The organism is Corynebacterium aquilae DSM 44791 (assembly GCF_001941445.1).
Classification (GTDB): domain Bacteria; phylum Actinomycetota; class Actinomycetes; order Mycobacteriales; family Mycobacteriaceae; genus Corynebacterium; species Corynebacterium aquilae.
The window spans coordinates 25,803-44,596 of the sequence record NZ_CP009245.1 but is presented as its reverse complement, the minus strand read 5'-3'; the positions used below and the strand labels follow the sequence as shown (position 1 = coordinate 44,596).

15 protein-coding genes and 1 tRNA gene are annotated in these 18,794 nt (G+C 60.8%); 11 read left to right on the top strand and 5 right to left on the bottom strand.

Annotated elements, in window-relative coordinates; translation table 11 throughout:
* The first annotated feature begins 86 nt into the window (after window positions 1-86).
* Window positions 87-1,157: an alpha/beta hydrolase gene (locus tag CAQU_RS00175; protein WP_169836008.1), complete on the top strand. Its 1,071-nt coding sequence runs from the start codon at window positions 87-89 to the stop codon at window positions 1,155-1,157.
* Between the two features lie 107 nt (window positions 1,158-1,264).
* Here the strand turns inward: CAQU_RS00175 and CAQU_RS00170 are convergent, their stop codons facing one another.
* Complete coding sequence (locus CAQU_RS00170) at window positions 1,265-2,083, bottom strand: hypothetical protein (protein ID WP_075724183.1); 819 nt, start codon at window positions 2,081-2,083, stop codon at window positions 1,265-1,267.
* A 378-nt stretch (window positions 2,084-2,461) separates the two neighbouring features.
* Window positions 2,462-2,544, bottom strand: a tRNA-Leu gene (locus CAQU_RS00165).
* A gap of 546 nt (window positions 2,545-3,090) precedes the next feature.
* Here CAQU_RS00165 and CAQU_RS00160 point away from each other — a divergent pair.
* The 8 genes from CAQU_RS00160 to crgA all read left to right on the top strand — a co-directional run bounded on the left by CAQU_RS00160 (window position 3,091) and on the right by crgA (window position 13,349).
* On the top strand, window positions 3,091-3,984 hold the full coding sequence (locus CAQU_RS00160) for an FHA domain-containing protein (RefSeq protein WP_075724181.1): 894 nt from the start codon (window positions 3,091-3,093) through the stop codon (window positions 3,982-3,984).
* 387 nt (window positions 3,985-4,371) lie between these two features.
* Window positions 4,372-4,848 (top strand): FHA domain-containing protein FhaB/FipA, encoded by a 477-nt coding sequence (locus CAQU_RS00155; RefSeq protein WP_075724179.1) that lies wholly within the window; start codon window positions 4,372-4,374, stop codon window positions 4,846-4,848.
* 2 nt (window positions 4,849-4,850) lie between these two features.
* On the top strand, window positions 4,851-6,368 hold the full coding sequence (locus CAQU_RS00150) for a PP2C family protein-serine/threonine phosphatase (RefSeq protein ID WP_075728174.1): 1,518 nt from the start codon (window positions 4,851-4,853) through the stop codon (window positions 6,366-6,368).
* Window positions 6,365-7,777 carry an FtsW/RodA/SpoVE family cell cycle protein gene (locus tag CAQU_RS00145; protein ID WP_075724177.1) on the top strand — a complete coding sequence of 471 codons (1,413 nt, stop codon included), beginning with the start codon at window positions 6,365-6,367 and terminating at the stop codon, window positions 7,775-7,777. The genes CAQU_RS00150 and CAQU_RS00145 overlap by 4 nt, the downstream gene beginning before the upstream one ends.
* A 12-nt stretch (window positions 7,778-7,789) precedes the next feature.
* On the top strand, window positions 7,790-9,244 hold the full coding sequence (locus CAQU_RS00140) for a penicillin-binding transpeptidase domain-containing protein (protein ID WP_075728172.1): 1,455 nt from the start codon (window positions 7,790-7,792) through the stop codon (window positions 9,242-9,244).
* Between the two features lie 88 nt (window positions 9,245-9,332).
* Window positions 9,333-10,784: a serine/threonine-protein kinase gene (locus tag CAQU_RS00135; protein ID WP_075724175.1), complete on the top strand. Its 1,452-nt coding sequence runs from the start codon at window positions 9,333-9,335 to the stop codon at window positions 10,782-10,784.
* On the top strand, window positions 10,781-12,829 hold the full coding sequence (gene pknB, locus CAQU_RS00130) for a Stk1 family PASTA domain-containing Ser/Thr kinase (protein ID WP_075724173.1): 2,049 nt from the start codon (window positions 10,781-10,783) through the stop codon (window positions 12,827-12,829). The genes CAQU_RS00135 and pknB overlap by 4 nt, the downstream gene beginning before the upstream one ends.
* Window positions 12,830-13,085: 256 nt before the next feature.
* On the top strand, window positions 13,086-13,349 hold the full coding sequence (gene crgA, locus CAQU_RS00125) for a cell division protein CrgA (protein ID WP_075724171.1): 264 nt from the start codon (window positions 13,086-13,088) through the stop codon (window positions 13,347-13,349).
* Window positions 13,350-13,465: 116 nt separating this feature from the next.
* On the opposite strand, the gene CAQU_RS00120 is transcribed toward crgA, so the two are convergent.
* The 3 genes from CAQU_RS00120 to CAQU_RS00110 all read right to left on the bottom strand — a co-directional run bounded on the left by CAQU_RS00120 (window position 13,466) and on the right by CAQU_RS00110 (window position 15,875).
* Entirely contained in the window at window positions 13,466-13,828 is a 363-nt protein-coding gene (locus CAQU_RS00120; RefSeq protein ID WP_075724169.1) for a hypothetical protein, read from the bottom strand.
* A gap of 650 nt (window positions 13,829-14,478) precedes the next feature.
* A complete protein-coding gene (locus CAQU_RS00115; RefSeq protein ID WP_075724167.1) occupies window positions 14,479-15,177 on the bottom strand; it encodes a rhomboid family intramembrane serine protease in 699 nt (232 codons plus the stop codon).
* A 173-nt stretch (window positions 15,178-15,350) separates the two neighbouring features.
* Window positions 15,351-15,875 (bottom strand): peptidylprolyl isomerase, encoded by a 525-nt coding sequence (locus CAQU_RS00110; RefSeq protein WP_075724165.1) that lies wholly within the window; start codon window positions 15,873-15,875, stop codon window positions 15,351-15,353.
* Window positions 15,876-16,554: 679 nt separating this feature from the next.
* Here CAQU_RS00110 and CAQU_RS00105 point away from each other — a divergent pair.
* A complete protein-coding gene (locus tag CAQU_RS00105) occupies window positions 16,555-17,673 on the top strand; it encodes a hypothetical protein (RefSeq protein WP_075724163.1) in 1,119 nt (372 codons plus the stop codon).
* Between the two features lie 241 nt (window positions 17,674-17,914).
* Window positions 17,915-18,769, top strand: a complete 855-nt coding sequence (locus CAQU_RS00100; RefSeq protein ID WP_075724161.1) for a hypothetical protein — start codon at window positions 17,915-17,917, stop codon at window positions 18,767-18,769.
* The last annotated feature ends 25 nt before the right edge of the window (window positions 18,770-18,794 follow it).

Here is an 18,794-nt window from a genome sequence, read left to right as displayed (position 1 = left end):
GGGGTGCGCGGGGTGGGGGTGTTGAAAGCGTCTCACCTGGCAATTCCATGTCGACTGGCTGGCAAAAGTGTGATTGGATAGAAAACATGTCGCGTCACACCAGTCACAGCGGACACAGAATGTCTTCCGCCGCACCAGCCCCCACCACCGGCCGAAACCTCCTTTTCGTGCTCACCGCGCTGCTCAGCGCGCTGGTGCTGATCCTCGGTCTCGCACCCGCCGCCCACGCCGACAACCGCGGCTGGCTGCGCCAAGGCTGCTGGTGGTCACCGCGTGGCCACGGGGTCCAAATCTGCCCCGTCTACTCCCCCGCCATGGGACGCAACGTCGACGTCAGCATCCAACCCGCCCGCAACGGCGGCAACGGCGGTCTTTACATGCTCGGCGGCATCGGCTCCACCCCCAACGAAAACCAGTGGGCCAACACCCCCGCCCCCGCCCTGTTCGAAGACTCCAACGTCACCCTCATCATGCCGCACGGCGGCGAAGGCGAATTCTACGCCGACTGGGAACACCCCGGACACCCCCTATTTAACAACTCCGGCGAATTCTTCCCCGCCAACCAAATCGCCAAATGGGACACCTTCCTCACCGGCGAACTCCCCGTCTACCTGGAACGCAACTTCGGCGTCAGCCGCCACCGCAACTCCATCGTCGGCATCTCCATGGGCGCAGTCGGCGCCATCAACCTCGCCGGCCACCACCCCGACCAATTCAAACAAGTCCTCGCGTTCTCCGGGTTCCTCGACCCCGCAGCCCTAACCCACGTATCCATGGCCACCGGATTTGCCCTCGCCACCAACGTCGGCGGCGGCCAAATCACCGAAATGTGGGGCTCCTCCCCCAGCGCCTTCATGGACAACATGTACCGCAGCGACCCCGTCGCCTCCGCCGAAGGACTCCGCAACACCGACGTCATCGTGTTCTCCGGCTCCGGGCTCCCGCCCGCCGGCCACCACCTGCCCGCCGGATTCGGCGCCATCGTCGCCACCACCGGCGAAGTCGCCATCAACGCCTCCACCGCCCTATTCGTCGCCAAAGTCCGCGGCCGCGGCATCGGCGTCGAACACCAAACCGGCCCCGGCATCCACGCCTGGCCCACCTGGGAGATGAAACTCGCCGAAAACAAAGGCCGCATCCTCTCCGCCGTCGGCTAAACCCCCACACGCGACCACCAAGCGGTGTGCCCCTCCCCCACTAAGGGAAAAGGCACACCGCTTCTTTGCTACCCAACACCAAAAACCACCCCCACCCCCTTGGCCACCTAGCGGAGGAACGACACCTCCTCCACCACCAACTCCGGGCGGAAATACACCGCAAAACGGCCACACACCGCACCCAAAATCACCGCCATACCACCCGCAAACTCACTCGCCCCCAACACCGTAAACGGGTGCGGCGAACTCCACGCACACTGCGCCGTATAAAAATCAGCCGGCCCCAACACCATGCCCACCACACACATCAACACCCCAATACCCATCATCAACAAAGGACTCGGGCGCCACCCATCAAAACCATCAAACGCCAACGCGCACCCCGTAGCCACCAACACAGCCACCGCCCACAAAGCCAAACCCGACCACCACCACGCCAACAACGACAACGTCGGCGCAGTCAACTGATCAAAATAAAAATTCGCCACCGTCACCAAGCAAAACAGCGCCGCCGTATGCGCCACACCAGCCAGCGCCAAAAAATCACGGCCCGCCATCCACGCCGACGCCGACGCATCCACAGCGACCGCCACCGACACGCCCAAAATGAACCGCACCACAAAGGAATACTCCGTGGCGAACTCAAAATTCGACACCCAGAAATACCACCAGGCCGGCCACATCGTCGCCAAAGACAACCACTGAGTCACCCGCCACCGCACCCCCGGCGGAGGAAACGCAATACGGATTGGCACCACCACCGCAAGACCCAGCAGATACACCACCAAGGTTTGCCGCAGCGCAAACTGCCAGCCGGCCAAAAACTCCCAGTAGCCGGTCAGCACCGACGCCACCGCCACCAAGCACAGCACAGCGACATGCGGCGTCAAACGCCACAAACGGTGCCGAATGCTAGTGGAATTCATGCGCGTTGGCCTACGGGGAAATAGTTTGGTCGAAGATAACAGTTCATAAGACGATCAAGGCCCGCGAGAACACACGCGGGCACACAATCACGAACATCCCAAGGGTAAAACACACCCATAGGAAACGTCCTTACCTTTGGCACCCTAGCCGAAACATCGGACGTCGTGTACCGGATTTGCAGCCCAAAACGACTTTCCGCTTAAAAAAGACAAAAATTACCTTTACCGACACCCCCTCAGACCGCCAGGCCAAACTCCCACCCCCACAGGCAAAGCCCCAAAACACCCCAAAAAATAAAGCCCACCGCCATCGAGCGCTGGGCATAAAAAAGATGTAGCGCGACACTGTAAGAACAATGTCGCGCTACATCAATTTTGTGGGCGAAGGGGGACTTGAACCCCCACGTCCCGAAGGACACTGGCACCTGAAGCCAGCGCGTCTGCCATTCCGCCACTCGCCCGTGGCGTCCTTGTGGACTTGGACAACTTTAGCACGCCACCACGGCTTAGCGTCAAATCTAGGCCTTAAGCTGCGCTTTCCCTCCCCCGCCGCACACCAGTTGCTGGGCCAAAAAATTCAGCACTTCAAGCCACAAGCACCGCAATCGCCGCCCAACCATGGCGCAAAAGTCATGGAAAATGCCCCAACGACCGCGTGCGAAAAGATTTTTAACACCCCCTTAACACTTGAAGGAAATACCAGTTCACCAGGGAAAAGGACCCAAAAATAAATCATGGTTCACGCATCGTTTGCTGCCAAAACACTGTGAAAGAACTGGCCCCAGCCACCTATACTTGCACCAAGTTTGTTCCCAGCATCGCAGCACACCCACCCCACAGCAGACGCGTGGCGGCTCACCCCCGTCGCGCATTCGCCACAGGTGGGCCACCATATGCCCTCATCGTTGGGGTTATGGTCGCGGTGCTTTCGCAACAACACCCGAGGGACATGCGCGCCAGAGCGCGCGCGTGTCGTGATGGTGAAGACAAGAAAGGTCGGTGCAGTCATGTCACTGATTGGCAAAATCGCCAAGCTCGACAGCACGCTGCAACGAGGTTTGGATAACGGATTCGCCGCCGTATTCGGTGGGCGCGTGATCCCCGCGGAACTTGAGCAGCTCCTCAAGGACACCGCCGAGGATGAGCTCGTGCGCACCTATGAAGGCCAGGTGGAAGCCCCCAACCTTTTCAAGGTTCGCGTCAGCCCCCAGGATTTCGACAATCTCTCCCAGTCCACGCCGGCTTTGCCGACCGATTTTTCCGACCGCCTCACCCGCTACTACCGCAACCAGAGCTACACCGCACAAGGTCCGCTGAGTGTCGTGGTGGAACGCGATGAGTCGGTGCGGACCGGGCAGTTGCACTGCCAGGCCGCCTTTGAACCCCAGCCCGGCGCGCCCGGGTGGTTACCGCCGGTGGCGCAGCCTGAGGTTGCGCCCGACCGGGATGTTGCAGAATCTGCGGCGCCGGTTGCGGTTTCCAACATTCCAGCCCAGGAGGAAGCTATCGTTAGCGACTACGCGGACACCTCGTCCGCTCAGGCACCCACTGATCTTTTCGATGCGCAGACGCAGGCGCCTCAGCAATTGCCGCCGGATTATCGGCCGGGGCCGACGGTGACGTTGATGTTGCAGGATGGTTCTTCGCGCACGTATTTGGTGCATGAGGGGTCGAACATTATTGGTCGCGGTAGCGATGTTGATCTGCGTTTGCCGGATACGGGTGTGTCTCGTCGTCATGCGGAGGTCACCTGGGATGGCCAGGATGCTGTGTTGGTGGATTTGCAGTCCACTAATGGCACGACGGTTAATGAGGAGCCGATTGAGAATTGGTTGCTTGCGGACGGTGATGTGATCACTTTGGGTCACTCTTTTATTGAGGTTCGTATTACCGGCGAGTAGCCCGTGGTGATTGTGGCCTCTTGTAGGTAGGAGTGTGCGGCGCGCTTTCGCTCACCGGTTGGGTGGGTGGTGGTGCGCCGTTGTTGTGGGGTGGCTACCCCCTGTAGCGCACGTGCTGTCTTTGGTGTCGACTACCGTGGGGCTGGAAAGTGCGCGGGAACGAATGGCTGGCGTTGTGGCGTTATAGGACATAAGTCAGCTGTCGCTTGGCGCTCAAGGGTCAAGGTTGTGGCTTGTGAGGCGGAAGTGAACACTATTTTGTTCATCCGGCCGTGGAGTTAGCCCCATTTGTCTCTGCTGGCAACTAGCCTTGAGACATTGACCTGTCCATTCACTGTTGTTTACGCGTTGTGCAGTGAACCTTTTCGAGAACCAGGAGTCGACCACATGGTGCTTTTGTCATTCCGCATCGGCCTTTTAGTGCTGTTGTGGGTGTTTGTGCTGTTGGCGTTGCGCTCCTTGAGAAAAGACACGCAGGCCGCCGCGAGTGTTCGTGATGTTTCCGGTGGGGTTGTCGGCGCGGGGTCTTCCGCGAAGTCCGCGAAGGCTTCTTCGAAGCGCTCGCGTGGCCCGGCTACCCAGGTGGTGGTGATGGATGGCCCTCTTGCGGGTTCTTATCTCGATATTTCTTCCTCTACTGAGGTGACGTTGGGGCGCAGTCAGAAGTGTTCTTTCCCGTTGGGTGATGATTACGCCTCGGCCCGGCATGCTCGCCTGTTTAGGCGCGGTAACGACTGGTTGGTGGAGGATTTGGACTCCCGTAACGGAACCTTTGTTGATGGTTACCGTATTGATCAGGCGGAGGTTGTTGAACCCGGCACTGACATCAAGATTGGGCGTACGACTGTGAGGTTGAAGCCGTGACCATGCTGTTGAATTATGCCGTTGCCTCGGACCGTGGTTTGGTGCGTGGCAATAATGAGGATTCCGCCTACGCCGGCCCTCATCTGCTTGCGCTGGCTGATGGCATGGGTGGGCACGCCGCCGGTGAGGTGGCTTCCCAGATCATGATCAGCCACATGCGTCGTCTGGATGTCGCGGCTGAGGATATGGACATGCTGGCGGTGCTTGGCATGGTGGCCGATGAGGGCAACCGGGCTATTGCCGCGCAGGTGCGCGCCCACCCGGATACGGATGGGATGGGTACTACCCTGACGGCCCTGATGTTTGATGGCGAGCAGTTTGGGCTCTGCCATGTGGGCGATTCCCGCGGTTATCGTTTGCGTGATGGTGCGCTGGAGCAGATCACCGTCGATGACACGTATGTGCAGTCCTTGGTGGATGCGGGGGATCTGGATCCGGAGGATATTTCTACTCACCCGCAGCGCAGTCTTATTTTGAAGGCGTATACGGGTCGCCCCGTGGAGCCGACGTTGCGCAGCGTTGACGCGCAGGTCGGCGACCGCTTGTTGTTGTGCTCTGACGGGTTGAGTGACCCGGTGACTGCCTCGACTATTGAAACGACTTTGTTGGAGGGCACCCCCGAGCAGGCTGCGCGCCGGCTAGTTGAGCTTGCGTTGCGTTCGGGTGGCCCGGACAACGTGACCGTGGTCGTCGCCGATGTGATTGCCGGTGATGACGAGAAGGCCGCTGAGGTGCCCACGGTGCCGGTGACTGGGGGCGCTTTGAATGCGGGCGATCCGGAGGATCCGCGCCCCGATACCGCCGCCGGGCGGGCAGCGATGATGGCGGCCCGCACCCCGAAGACGGTGCCCGCCGACGATGCGCCGGTGGTGCCGTCCGCCACGGCGGACGGGGATCGGCCCACCACTACTGGTGGGGAGCCGAAGAAGTCCCGCAAGGGCCTTATTGGCGCGATCAGTGTTGTGGTGATTCTTGGGCTGGTGGGCGCCGGGTTGTTTTTCGGCGTGAAAAAGTCCGAGGACCACTACTTCCTGGCCACCGATTCCGACGACAATATCGTCATCGAGCAAGGCTCCGACTACACCATTTTTGGGCGCAGCCTGCACCACACCGCCTTGGCAACCTGCCTGAATGAGGCTGATGAGGTCAAGACCGTCAAGCTGGAGGACTCCGGTAGCCTGCCGGCGGACTGCTCCCCCTTTAAGCTCAGCGACCTGCCGCCCGCGGCGCGCGGCAGCGTGGATTCCATTCCCGGCGGAACCCTGCCGGAGATGGTGCAACGCTTAACCACCCTGGCCGGCAAGGCCCTGCCGGTGTGTGTGACCCGGGAGCCCGCCGACGCTTCGGCCGCGGCGTCCAGTTCCGCCGCCCCCACCAGCGCCGCTGCTTCCTCCGCGGCCAATCAGCCCCAGGCCGCGCCGTCTACCTCTTCGGCTTCGGCTGCTGCGGCACCGTCCACCGCAGTCGACGATGGTGACATGGCCACCCCGGGGGTCAATTGTCGGCAGGTGCGTTCATGACTTTCCTGAAAAAGCTGTTCGGCCGACCCGCGGAGCTCGGGCTGCTGCTGGTGGCTGCCCTCATCACGGCAGTCGCGCTAGCTAACCTGGAGCTTTCCCGCGGAAACGAGCTGACCAGCGACATGTTCACCGTCATCGGTGGCTTCGTCGTGGTGTTCGCTCTCGCCCACGTTGTGCTGTGCTTCTCCGCGCCGAAAGCCGACCAAATCATGCTGCCCGTCGCAGCACTACTCAACGGGCTGGGCCTGGTGGTGATCTACCGGCTCAACGAGGGGTTAGCGACCCGCCAGGTGATGTGGACCTTCGTCGGTGTCGTCATGATGGCCGCCGTGGTGGTGCTGTTGCCCTCCATCAAGGTGCTGTCCCAATTCTCCTACGTCTTAGGCCTGCTCGGGCTAGTGCTGCTGGCATCGCCCATGTTTTGGCCCAAGGCCCTCAAAGGCGACCTGGATGCCGATGCCGACCTGTGGATCGCTATCGGCCCGATCAGTTTGCAGCCGGGCGAGTTCTCCAAAATTCTGCTGCTGCTGTTCTTTGCGCAACTGCTGACCCAGAAGCGGGAACTGTTCACCGTCGCCGGCTACCATTTCGCCGGGCTGGACTTCCCCCGCCTCCGCGACCTGGGCCCCATCCTCGCGGTGTGGGGTATCGCCCTGGTCATCATGGCCGGCGAAAACGACTTCGGCCCCGCACTGCTGTTGTTCGGCACCGTGCTGGGCATGCTGTACCTGGCCACCGGCCGCGCCTCCTGGCTGCTGATCGGTGGTCTGCTGGCCACCGTCGGCGGGGTGGCGGTGTACCAGATCTCCAGCAAAATCCAGACCCGCGTCGGCGGCTTCATCGACCCCTTGTCCGATCCCAGCGGCTCCACCCTCCAGCTGTCCCAGGCCCTGTTCGGGATGAGCTGGGGCGGGGTCACCGGCACCGGGCTAGGCCAGGGGCATCCCGAGTTCGTGCCGGTCGTGTTCTCCGATTTCATTCTCGCCGCCGTCGGTGAGGAACTCGGCCTGGTGGGGTTGGCGGCCATCATGCTGCTATACGCCATCTTCATCACCCGTGGCATGCGCACCGCGCTGCTCTACCGCGATTCCTACGGCAAGCTGGTCGCCAGCGGCCTGTCGCTGACCATGGCGATCCAGGTGTTCGTGGTGGTTGGCGGTATCTCCGCGATGCTGCCGATGACCGGCCTGACCACCCCGTTCATGTCCGCCGGCGGTTCCGCCCTGATGGCAAACTACATCCTGCTGGGCTTGCTGCTGCGCACCAGCGACGAGGCGCGCGGCCACGTGAAGGAAACCAACATGGCGTTGGCGCACACCCCGGAACCCGCCAAAGCTCCGCTGCCGGTCGCCCCGCCGATCGCCAGTGATGGTCACGCAGCCGCCCCGGCCCATGGATACGGAGGGTAGCCAGCGATGAGCATGAACAAAGCAATCCGCAACACCGCAACCTTCGCACTGTTGCTGGTGTTGGCGCTGTTGATCAACCTGACTTATGTGCAGGCGTTTACCGAAGACAAGTACGCCAACAGCCCCTTTAACAAGCGGCAAACCATCGAGTTGAAGCAAACCCCCCGCGGCCAAATCTCGGCCGGCGGGCTGGTGTTGGCCGAATCCGTCCAGGACGCAGCAGGCCTGTATGAGCGCAAGTATGTGACCGACCCGGTCGCTTTCGGCCCCGTCGAGGGCTACGTGTCCGATATTTATGGCACCGCCGGGCTGGAGCAAAGCTATAACGCGGTGCTCGACGGCACTGATCCGAAGCTGGGCGGAAAGTCCTTCAAGGATCAGCTGTTGCGCACCAAAACTCCGGGCGCCAACCTGGAGCTCACCCTCAACCCTGAGGTGCAGAAGGTGGCGTACAACGAGCTGGCGTCCCGCAACTATGAGGGCGCGGTGGTCGCTATCCGCCCCTCCACCGGCGAGATCCTGGCGATGGCTTCCACCCCGTCGTTTAACCCGTCGAAGATTGCCGATAATGACACGGCGGAGTCGACGTGGAAGCAGCTGACCAGTGATCCGGGCGCGCCGTTGCTCAATCACGCAACCCAGGAGACGCTGCCCCCGGGTTCGACCTTCAAGGTGATCACGACCGCGGCCGGCCTGGAGGCCGGCTATGGGCAGGGCTCGCAGCTGACGGCCGCCCCGGAAATCACCTTGCCGGGCACCGAAACCACCCTGGAGAACTATGCCGGCATGCGGTGTGGCCCCGGCGATACCGCAAGTTTGCTGACCGCGTTCACCTTGTCGTGTAATACGGCGTTCGTGCAGATGGGCATCGATGTGGGTGCCGAGAAGCTGCGCGATATGGCGCAGCGTTTCGGGGTGACTGAAAAGTACGACCTGGGTGTGCCGTTCACGCCGGGCACTGTGGGCGAGCTGGCTGATGATGCCAGTGTGGGCCAGTCGGCGATTGGTCAGCGCGATGTTGCGATGACGGTGTTGGAAAACGCCGTGGTGGCGGCAACCGTGGCTAATCACGGTAAGCGGATGAAGCCGTATTTGGTGTCGAAGATTTCTTCTTCTGATTTGGCGACGGTGAAGCAGTTTGAGCCGGAGGAGCTTAATCAGGCGATTGATGAGGACGTGGCCGCACAGTTGACGGAGTTGATGCGTTCCTCGGAGCGGCACACGGCCGGTTCGACGGGCGCTGATATTGCCTCGAAGACGGGTACGGCCGAGCACGGTGAGGATTCCCGCGATTCGAATCCGCACGCCTGGTATATCGCTTTTGGCCCCACGGAAGATGCTGATGTTGCGGTTGCCGTGGTGGTGAAAAATGGTGGCGATCGGGGCCAGGCCGCTACCGGTGGTTCCGTTGCCGCCCCGATTGGTCGTGCGGTGATTGCTGCCGCGTTGAGTCAGGACAGGCGGTGATCGTCGTGCTGGCGAAAGTGCGGGGTGTTCCTGCAGGGTGGGGTGGAGTTGTTTTGTTGGCGAGTGTTTCTAAGGGAAGCTGTTTTCAATGACTGATAATCGTGACCATGTTCAGCGGGTCATTGGTGACCGCTATCGTTTAGAGCGCATCGCCGGCCACGGCGGCATGTCGACCGTGTGGTTGGCGCATGACTGCGTGGAGGATCGCCCGGTGGCGATCAAGGTGCTGGGACAGGAGTTCACCGATAGCGGTGAGTTTTTGTCGCGGTTCCGCAATGAGGCGCAGGCCGTATCGCACATCGTCAATGAGCACGTGGTGCGAACCTTCGACTACGAAGAGGTTGTGACTCCCGATGGGCACACCTTGTGCTTCATTGTGATGGAGTTCGTCTTCGGTAAGTCTTTGGCGGACATCTTAGAGGCGCATGGCGCCTTGGATGAGCCGTGGGCTTTGGATATTTTGGAGCAGGCCGCCGAAGGCTTGACGGCGATCCACGAGCAGGGGCTGGTGCATCGTGATGTGAAGCCGGGCAACATCCTCATCACTGAGGATGGGATGGTGAAGCTGACCGATTTTGGTATCGCGAAAGCTGCCGCGCAGGCCCCGTTGACGAAAACGGGCATGGTGGTGGGTACTGCGCAGTATGTGTCCCCGGAGCAGGCTCAGGGCCTGGATGTCACGCCGAGCACGGATGTGTATTCCTTGGCGGTTGTGGGCTATGAGATGTTGGCGGGGGTGCGCCCGTTTACTGGGGATTCTTCCGTGTCGGTGGCGATTGCGCACATTAATACCCCGCCGCCGCAGATCACCACGGATGTTTCGGATAATGCCCGCGAGCTCATTGGTATTGGTTTGCGCAAGGATCCGGCGCGTCGTTATGCCACGGGTGAGGAGTTTGTGGCGGCGGTGCGTGCGGTGCAGATGGGTTTGCGCCCGCCGCAGCCGCAGTCTTTGCCGGCGCGTTCTTCGCGCCCGCAGGGGGTTACGAAGGCTGCGGCGCGCACCCCGGTGGCTGCCGCGGGGGCGTCGCAGTCGGCACCGGCCGCCGCAGTAGGGGGCCCGGAGGCCGCAGTAGCGGTTGCTGATGATGGGGTGTCGGTGAAGCAGACGGCGGCGTGGGTGGCTGCTGGTTTGTTGGTGTTGGCCGGTGTGGCTGGCGCGATTTACATGGTGGTTGGCAAAAACCACGATGAGCCGCCGGCGCCGTCGCAGGAGCCGGTGACGGTGGTGACGGCGACGGAGACGGTGTCGGTGCCGGCGGAGGAGGAGCCTTCGTCGACTGCGACGTCGTCGTCGAGTTCGGCTGCACCGTCGAGTTCTTCGGAGACGACGTCTGCGGATACTGTTACGCGTGAGCCGGAGACTGTGACTGTGACGGAGACGTTGGAGCCGCAGCCCGAGCCGGAGCCGGTGCAGTCTGAGCCTGTGCCGGAGGAAACAAGTGATCCTGAGCCGGAGCAGGAGGCTCCTGCCTCGCCGTCGGCGACGGAGGATACCCCTAGTGATAATGGCGGGGCTGAGGAAGGTGAGCAGCAATGATCTTGTCTGACAGGTATGAGCTGGGCGAGGTTATTGGTACCGGCGGCATGGCCGACGTGTATGCGGCAACGGATACGCTGTTGGGCCGTGGTGTTGCGGTGAAGATGATGCGCGCGGAATTGGCGCGCGATACGGGTTTCCGTGAGCGTTTTCGCCGGGAGGGCCAGAATGCTGGCCGGTTGAATCACCCGAACATTGTGCAGGTGTATGACACCGGTGAGGTGGAACTGCACGGGGTGATGGTTCCCTACATTGTGATGGAGCGGGTGCATGGGCGGACGTTGCGTGACATTGTGCGTGAGGATGGTCCGTTAAAGCCGAGCGAGGCGGCTAAGGTGCTGCTTCCGGTGTGCGATGCGTTGCAGACTTCCCATGATGCGGGGATTATTCACCGCGATATCAAGCCGGCAAACATCATGATCACCAACACCGGTGGTGTGAAGGTGATGGATTTCGGTATTGCGCGGGCGGTCGATGACAATACGTCTGCGATGACGCAGACGTCTGCGGTGATTGGTACGGCGCAGTATTTGTCCCCGGAGCAGGCGCGCGGCCGCACGGCGAGCCCTTCCTCGGATGTGTATGCGCTGGGTTGTGTTTTTTATGAGGCGATTACTGGTCGCCCGCCGTTTGAGGGGGAGTCTCCTTTCGCGGTGGCGTTCCAGCATGTGCATGAGGAGCCAACCCCGCCGTCGTCGTTTATTCCGGGTCTCACGCCGCAGGCTGCGGTGAATGTGGATGCGGTGACGTTGACGGCGATGGCGAAGCATGTGGGGGATCGTTATCAGTCCGCGGCCCAGTTTGGGGAGGATTTGGGCCGGATTTCCCGCAATGCGGTCTCGCAGGCAGCGAAGGTGCATTTGGCGCAGCCGAAGCGTGATGGTGCTGATGATGCGCCGACGACGGTGGTTCCGGCCGTGGGTGCGCATCGCCCGCCGACGGCAGCTACGCGGGTGGATCAGCCCGCCCCGCAGCAGCGGCCGGCCCAGGTGCCTCCGCAGCAGCCGGCGTACGCGCCGCAGCAGGGCTATCCGCAGGCGATGCCGGCCAGCCAGCAGCCACTGTTGGAAAAGCGCGGCGGTAGTGGTGTCGGTGTGTGGTTGGCCAGCATTTTCGGCATCGCGTTGTTGGCCGGCGGCGGCTTGTTCGCCTACGACTATTACAAGACGTCTTCGCCGGCATCGTCGTCGTCGACGACGGAGGCCAATATCACCGTTCCGGATGTCTCCACGCTCTCGGCGCAGGCCGCGGAGGATAACTTGCGGGGCTTGGGCTTGACGGTGGAGTTGAAGGAGCAGGCTGACCCTGAGGTAGCCAAGGGCATGGTGATTTCAACGTCGCCGGCTGCTGGTTCCCAGTTGCCGAAGGGCAGCCAGATCATTGTGTTGGTGTCTTCCGGTAAGGAGGTCACTGAGGTTCCTGACGTGCGTGATAAGACCACGGAGGCGGCGCGTAAGGCGCTGCAGGATGCTGGTTTGGAGTTGGATAGCACCGTTAAGGAGCAGGCCAGCGATGATGTGCCGAAGGGCAAGGTGATTGAGCAGTCGCCGCCGCCGGGCACGCAGGCCAGTAAGGGCACCAAGGTGGTGATCACGGTGTCGACGGGCAAGGATATGGTCCGGGTTCCGGTGATCACTGGCATGAAGTGGGATAACGCCGAGGGCAATCTGACTTCTTTGGGTTTTGTTCCCAAGGTGGAAATGGTCGATAACGATGCCCCGGAGGGCACGGTGATTTCCATTGAGTCTGAGGGCCAGGAGTTGCCGAAGGGTTCTGATGTCCGCGTGGAGGTCTCGAAGGGCTCCCAGGTCACTGCTCCCGATTTGGCGGGTATGACCACGACGAAGGCGTTGGCGGCGTTGCGTGCTGCCGGCTGGGTTGGTGCTGATGATGATCTGCGCGTGGAGGAAGAGCCGACTGGTGGGTTGATCAATCAGGGCAAGATTGCCTCCCAGGATCCGCCGGCTGGTTCGCCGTTGACGAAGACTGATCCGGTGACAGTTCGGGTGTATGTTTTTGACCCGCTGCTGTTTGGTGAGCGTTAGCCTTTTTAGCGGCGTTTCGGCCACCCAAGGCTGTGGCCTGGCTGCCCCGCATGCTCTTTGCGTGACTGTGCGGGGCAGTCTGGGGCAGTGTGGGGTGGCCTGGGCTGTTTGTGGTTGAAAACCTGGTAGAGTTACTGCGCAACTAGGTTTAAGGTATCCGCCCAGCGGGTGCTGTCAGATTCGAATATGCGCACTTGCGTGGCTTGGTTTTGTTGCCGGGCGCGTTGTGCACAACCCAAACGAGGTTTTAACCACCATGCCTAAGGCAAAAGTCTCCGCCACTCCTGTCGTCGCCGGGTCTTCGGCGAACCGTACCCCGGTGAAGATCAACTCCGGCGGCACTCCGCTGTGGTACAAGATCATCATGTTCGGCTTCATGATCGCCGGTTTGTTGTGGCTGATCGTGAACTACTTGGCCGGCCCGCAGATTGATCTGATGGTTCGTTTGGGGCCGTGGAACTACGCTGTTGGTTTCGGCATGTTCATCATTGGTTTGTTGATGACTGTGGGCTGGCGCTAAGCGCTAGAACGTCTAACCTCCACCGCTGCTAGGCCTTTGGGCTTGGCGGGTGGAGGTTTTTGTTGTGTGGGGGTGTTGTGGCCGCTGTTGTGGCGGTCTGGGGTGTTGGGTGGTGGTTAGGGGGTGCGGGTGTCGCGCTCGGCGTCGGTGACGTATCCCCACAAAACGAAGCTGATGATGAAGAAGACGACGAAGCTGAAGCCGATGATGAGCAGCCGGGTGGCGTCGCCAAGGTCGGTGAGTATGCCGAGCAGCACGGCGAGCACTGCGGTGGCGGTGAGGCCGTAGAACGCTGTGGGTGGGTTTTTGGGGTTTTTGGCGTTGCGGTAGATGATCAGCAGGTCGCCGACGCCGACGAGGATGAACGACAGTGTGATGAGGTTGTTGCTTGCGCTGGAGGTCATCGACAGTAGGGCGATGGCTGCGGTCAGTGTGGTCACTAGTAGGGCCCAGCGGTGGCGGATGGCGGTGTCGTTCATGGGGTTTGCTCCTTGGCGCGGGGGAAGATTTGTTGGTGGGCGCGTGTGGTGGCGGTGGTTTGTGGGGTTTTCTGTGGGGACCATGGCGGGGGCCATGGCAGGGGCCAGGTGGTTTCTAGGCTAACAAGGGTTTTTGTGCTTTTTGCGGGCTTTTGCGGGGCTTGTGGGGGTGCTGGTGGGGATGCGGGAGGGTGGGGTGTGTGAGGGGGTGTGGGGTGTGTGGGTGTGATGGTGGGGTGGTTGTGCACAGTCCCCGGGCTCACCCGTGTGGGGGAGGTGACTGGTGTGACTGCTGAGAAAAGTTATCCACAGATACGGCGAATTACACACAGGTAATCTGTGGACAACTTCATGCACTGGGTTGTTCACAGAGTTATCCACAGGCTGTGGATGGCATTGTGCATGGGCCTTCATGCACAGCCTGTGGATAAAGCTGTGCACTAATCCACACAAAGGTCTGATGTTCGATTGGATTCGAACAAAAAATCTTGCGACCTGGTGTTTTTCGATGTGCTGGCGAATCCTTCGTACACACAAAGGGTAAATTACAAAAATGTAACCATCCACAATGTGGAAAACCCCTGTGGATAACACACCTGTGTGTGAAATCCCCAGGGGCTGCGCAAAAATGAAGCCACAGGTTGTGGAATTTATCCCCAGCCGGCTATCCCCAGCTGTGCAGTCTGCGCCATGCTGCCCACCACGATGGCCACCACGGCAACTACCCCCACGCCAAGAAATCCGATCTCTGCGGCGCGCGCATTTTTCGCTTTCATAAGCACCAAGGACAGCACCGCCCCGGTCACGAGACCACCCAGGTGCCCCCAAATGCTCACCCCGCTGCCAATAAAGGTCCACACCACATTGATGGCGATCAGGGTCAACACGCCCCGATAGTCGCCACCCATCCGGTAGCGCAGCGCCAGCAACACCACCATCAGCGCGAAAATCGCACCACTGGCGCCGACGGTGAACGCATCGGGCGCTAAAAACACGATGAAGGCGCTCGCCCCGAGCCCGCCGACAAAGAACAATTCGTACATCATCCGCGAGCTCAATGCGCGCTCCAGATCCTGGCCGAGCAGATACAGCATGAAGCAGTTAAACAGCAGGTGGGTGATGCCGGAGTGCAGCACAATGCCACCCAACCCCCGCAACGGGCCAAATGGTAATTCGCCCATCACCCGCGGGTAGGTTCCCCAATGCACCCCAATCCAGGAATCCATGTTGTTGTTCAGGCTCATCGCGTCCACGGCGGTGATCACATACAGTGCGACCATAAACGCCACAAGCGAAAACGTTGCCGGGGTGTAGTGGTAGTAGCGTTTGAGGGTTTCTTTTGTTGTCATAGCTAGTTAGCCTTGCACACAATCCGCATCAACCGCGCCCGGGCGGGGCCGTGTCTTAGAGTTTTCCTGGCCCGGTTAAGGGCATAAAAATGCCCGTGCACGCAGCTGCATGCACGGGCATTTGTCTCACTTTCCGTGGAATGACACCTCACGGGGCGGAGAAAAAGGTGGTGTTATTGAACGATCTCGATGGACTCGATAACCACCGGGGAGGTCGGGCGGTCCATGCGGTCGGTGGCGGTGCCGGCGATCTCAGCAACAACCTTCTGGGATGCCTCGTCGGTGACCTCACCGAAGATGGTGTGGCGGTTGTTCAGGTGCGGGGTCGGAGCCACAGTGATGAAGAACTGGGAGCCGTTGGTGCCCGGGCCGGCGTTAGCCATGGCCAGCAGGAAGGGGCGATCGAAGCGGAGCTCCGGGTGGAACTCGTCGGCGAACATGTAGCCGGGGCCGCCACGACCGGTGCCGGTCGGGTCGCCACCCTGGATCATGAAGCCATCGATGACGCGGTGGAACACCGCACCGTCGTAGAACGGGCCAGTGGCCTCACCCTTGGCGTTGGTGGTGTTGTACTCCTTGGAGCCGTCAGCCAAACCAACAAAGTTGGCGACAGTCTCGGGGGCGTGGTTACCGAACAGGTCGATAGAGATATCGCCCTTGTTGGTGTGCATAATCGCAGTTGCGGTCTTGATGGTCATGCAGGCCATCCTATACACAACACACAGCCAGCGGGTGGGAAAAACACGGCAATCCCCCACCGCGCACCCACCAGATTCCTCCCCTGCTGGCACCTCATCCGGTCGCTGTACCGCCACCGACCAAACATGTCTTTTCGGCACATCGAGTACCATCTGCGCCACAACTAGCAGCGCAAAAAGTGCCTCTGAACTGTACATTGTCGGCACAGGCATGCTCACCACACGGTGGTTATGGCCTTTTCGCCCCGGCACAAAAATATGCCGTGCAGCGATGGCGCGGTGTCCTCCGGGCCTTGCCCGATCAGGATGGAGCTGGGTGGGAGATGTTCGCTCTCAGCGAGAATTTTTCCGACAGATCTTTCACCCGTTTGTCGCAGCCCGCGGACTGGGTAGCCGTGGGAAAACACATGCCCGTACAATAGATAAAACACCGGTTACGCGCCGTGGCGGCCCCTCACGCCCTGTGCTTTCGCAGGAAGTGGACTGTTGTTCACTGTGAATCCGCCACCGAAGACAGCATTCCCACAGCTACGTTGTCGCAGCCGTGGGAAACAGCGTCTGTTTTACGCACACGGCAGTGTTGTTTTCGACGATGTTTTAGCCATCGTTCGCACCGGATGCGCGCCGAAAAGCGCACGATAAAAGTTTGAACACACTGACGTTTCACCTGAGGAGATTCATGAATCCCACGACACTGAAAATGGCGATGAAGGCTGCCACCAAGGCATACAAGGCCTTTAACGATTACCGCGAGAAGAAGGCCGCCGAAGCCTACGATGCGCTGGCCGATGCCGCTGATCGCTACAACGCTGGTGCCCAGAAGCTGCTCGACGACGGCAGCAAGGTTGCCTCCGAGACCTCCAAGGACGTCACCGATCAGGTCGGCAAGATCTCCAAGGTCGCCCGCGAGCGTTTCGCCGAGGCCCAGGAACGCTCCCTCGAGCTGTTCAACGACGCCTCCGACAAGGCTGAGGATCTCAGCAAGGACGCCAAGAAGAAGACCAAGCAGCTGCGAGGCGCCTCCAAGCGTCGCGCCGCCAAGGTTGAGAAGAAGGCCACCAAGGCTGCTACCAAGGCCCAGAAGAAGATCGACAAGAAGCTCGGCCGCAAGCAAGGTCGTTCCCTGGTCAGCAACATGACCCTGGTCGGCCTGCTGGTTTCCGTCATTGCCGGCATCGTTTACGTGCTCAAAAACCGCAAGGACGAGGACCTGAACCTGCCGCCGCGCGTTGAGGACTTCGCCTCCAAGGCCACCGAAACCGCGCAGACCATCAAGGACACCGCCGCCGACAAGGCTGCCGCTGCCGCCACCCACGCCTCCAAGGCAGCTGACGCTGCTAAGGAGAAGGCCACCGACGTCGCCCTCGACGTTGCAGCTGCCGTCGAAGACAAGGTTGAGGACGCCAAGGCTTCCGACGCCGCCGAGGCCATCTCTGAGAAGGTCGACGAGGTAAAGGCACAGGCCCAGCAGGCCGCCGACAAGGTATCCGAGAAGGCCGAAGAGGTTGCCGACAAGGCCACCGACAAGGCTGAAGATCTCGCCGACAAGGCTGAGGCCAAGGTCGAGGAAGCCAAGAACTCCGACGCCGCCGAGAAGGCTGCCGAAAAGGTTGAAGAGGTCAAGGCCGACGCCGAGGACGCCGCTGACAAGGCCGCTGAGAAGGCTAAGGAAGCTGCCGACAAGGCCAACCAGAAGGCCCAGCAAAACAACCGCGGTGGCAACAACCGTGGCGGAAACAACAACCGCAACCGCAACCGCAACAACAACCGCGGTGGTCGTAACAACAACAAGCGCTAAATGAGTAGCTGCAGGGCTTAAAAACCCCTCACGACAGCTAAAACGCTTCACCGGCCGTCATCACAGACACTGTCTGCACGATGACGGCCGGTTTTTTGTTTTCCTATACAGGTCCTCCAACACGCGGTAAGAAGCAGCATTATCGCCCCCTGGGAGCAGCACAAAGACCATGTCTGCGATACCCCCACCCGATAGACTCTTCGATACAGGAAACTTCCCGCGCCCGAAGAACCATCAATCCATGCGTAAACACCACACAGCACCACACCACAGCGTCGCTTTCGCCAAGGCTCTCCCCGCGGCCCTTAGCATTGTCGCGCTGACACTGGCAGGCTGCAGTGGTGGTATGCCCGGGCGGCACGCGCAAACTACGACAGTCACCGTCAAACGCGACCCCAACGCTGCCGCCAACCCAGCAGATCACGCTGGTGCACCCAAGCCCGGCGATCCACAAGCCGCCGGCGGGCAGCGTTCCCCACAGGACTACCCACGGGCATCCGCCGGCCGAAACACCAGCGCCGCCTTCGCCGAAAGCGTGCGCCAGCAATTCGTGGACCAATGGGTCAAAGACGGCAATACCAATGTCACCGTCAACGCCTACTCCCCTGTCACCGGCGCAACCTACACCATGAGCTGTTCCGGCACAGACGTTGTGCACTGCTCAGGCGGTAACGATGCGCACGTGTACATCTACTCCACGTCCGCACCCACAGACGGCAGCACCCCCGCAGCGGGAGGACAAGCCACAGGAGGCGGCTCCACCCAGGCTTACTCCGGCACGATCCGTGATTTGAGCGGCTACGAGTTCGCCAATACTTACCCCGAGAAGAACGGAAACCCGCCATCAGCCGGTCAGCGTGTGCTGTTCCTTGAATTAGACGCACCCACCTCCTTTACAGCGGAACTGATCAGTGCGCCGGGCAAAATTGAGACGAGAACAGCCACCGAAATCCGCCTCGGGCATTCCTTAGGAGAACCACTATCCAGTGCCTATGCCGGAAGAAATGGCGAGCACGTGACCATCAACATTGACCCATCTACGTGCATGTGGCCGTCCGATACTACTCCGCCCCTGGGTGCACCGTTTTGCGATTGATCTTTGCGTGCTGGCGGGTTCACAT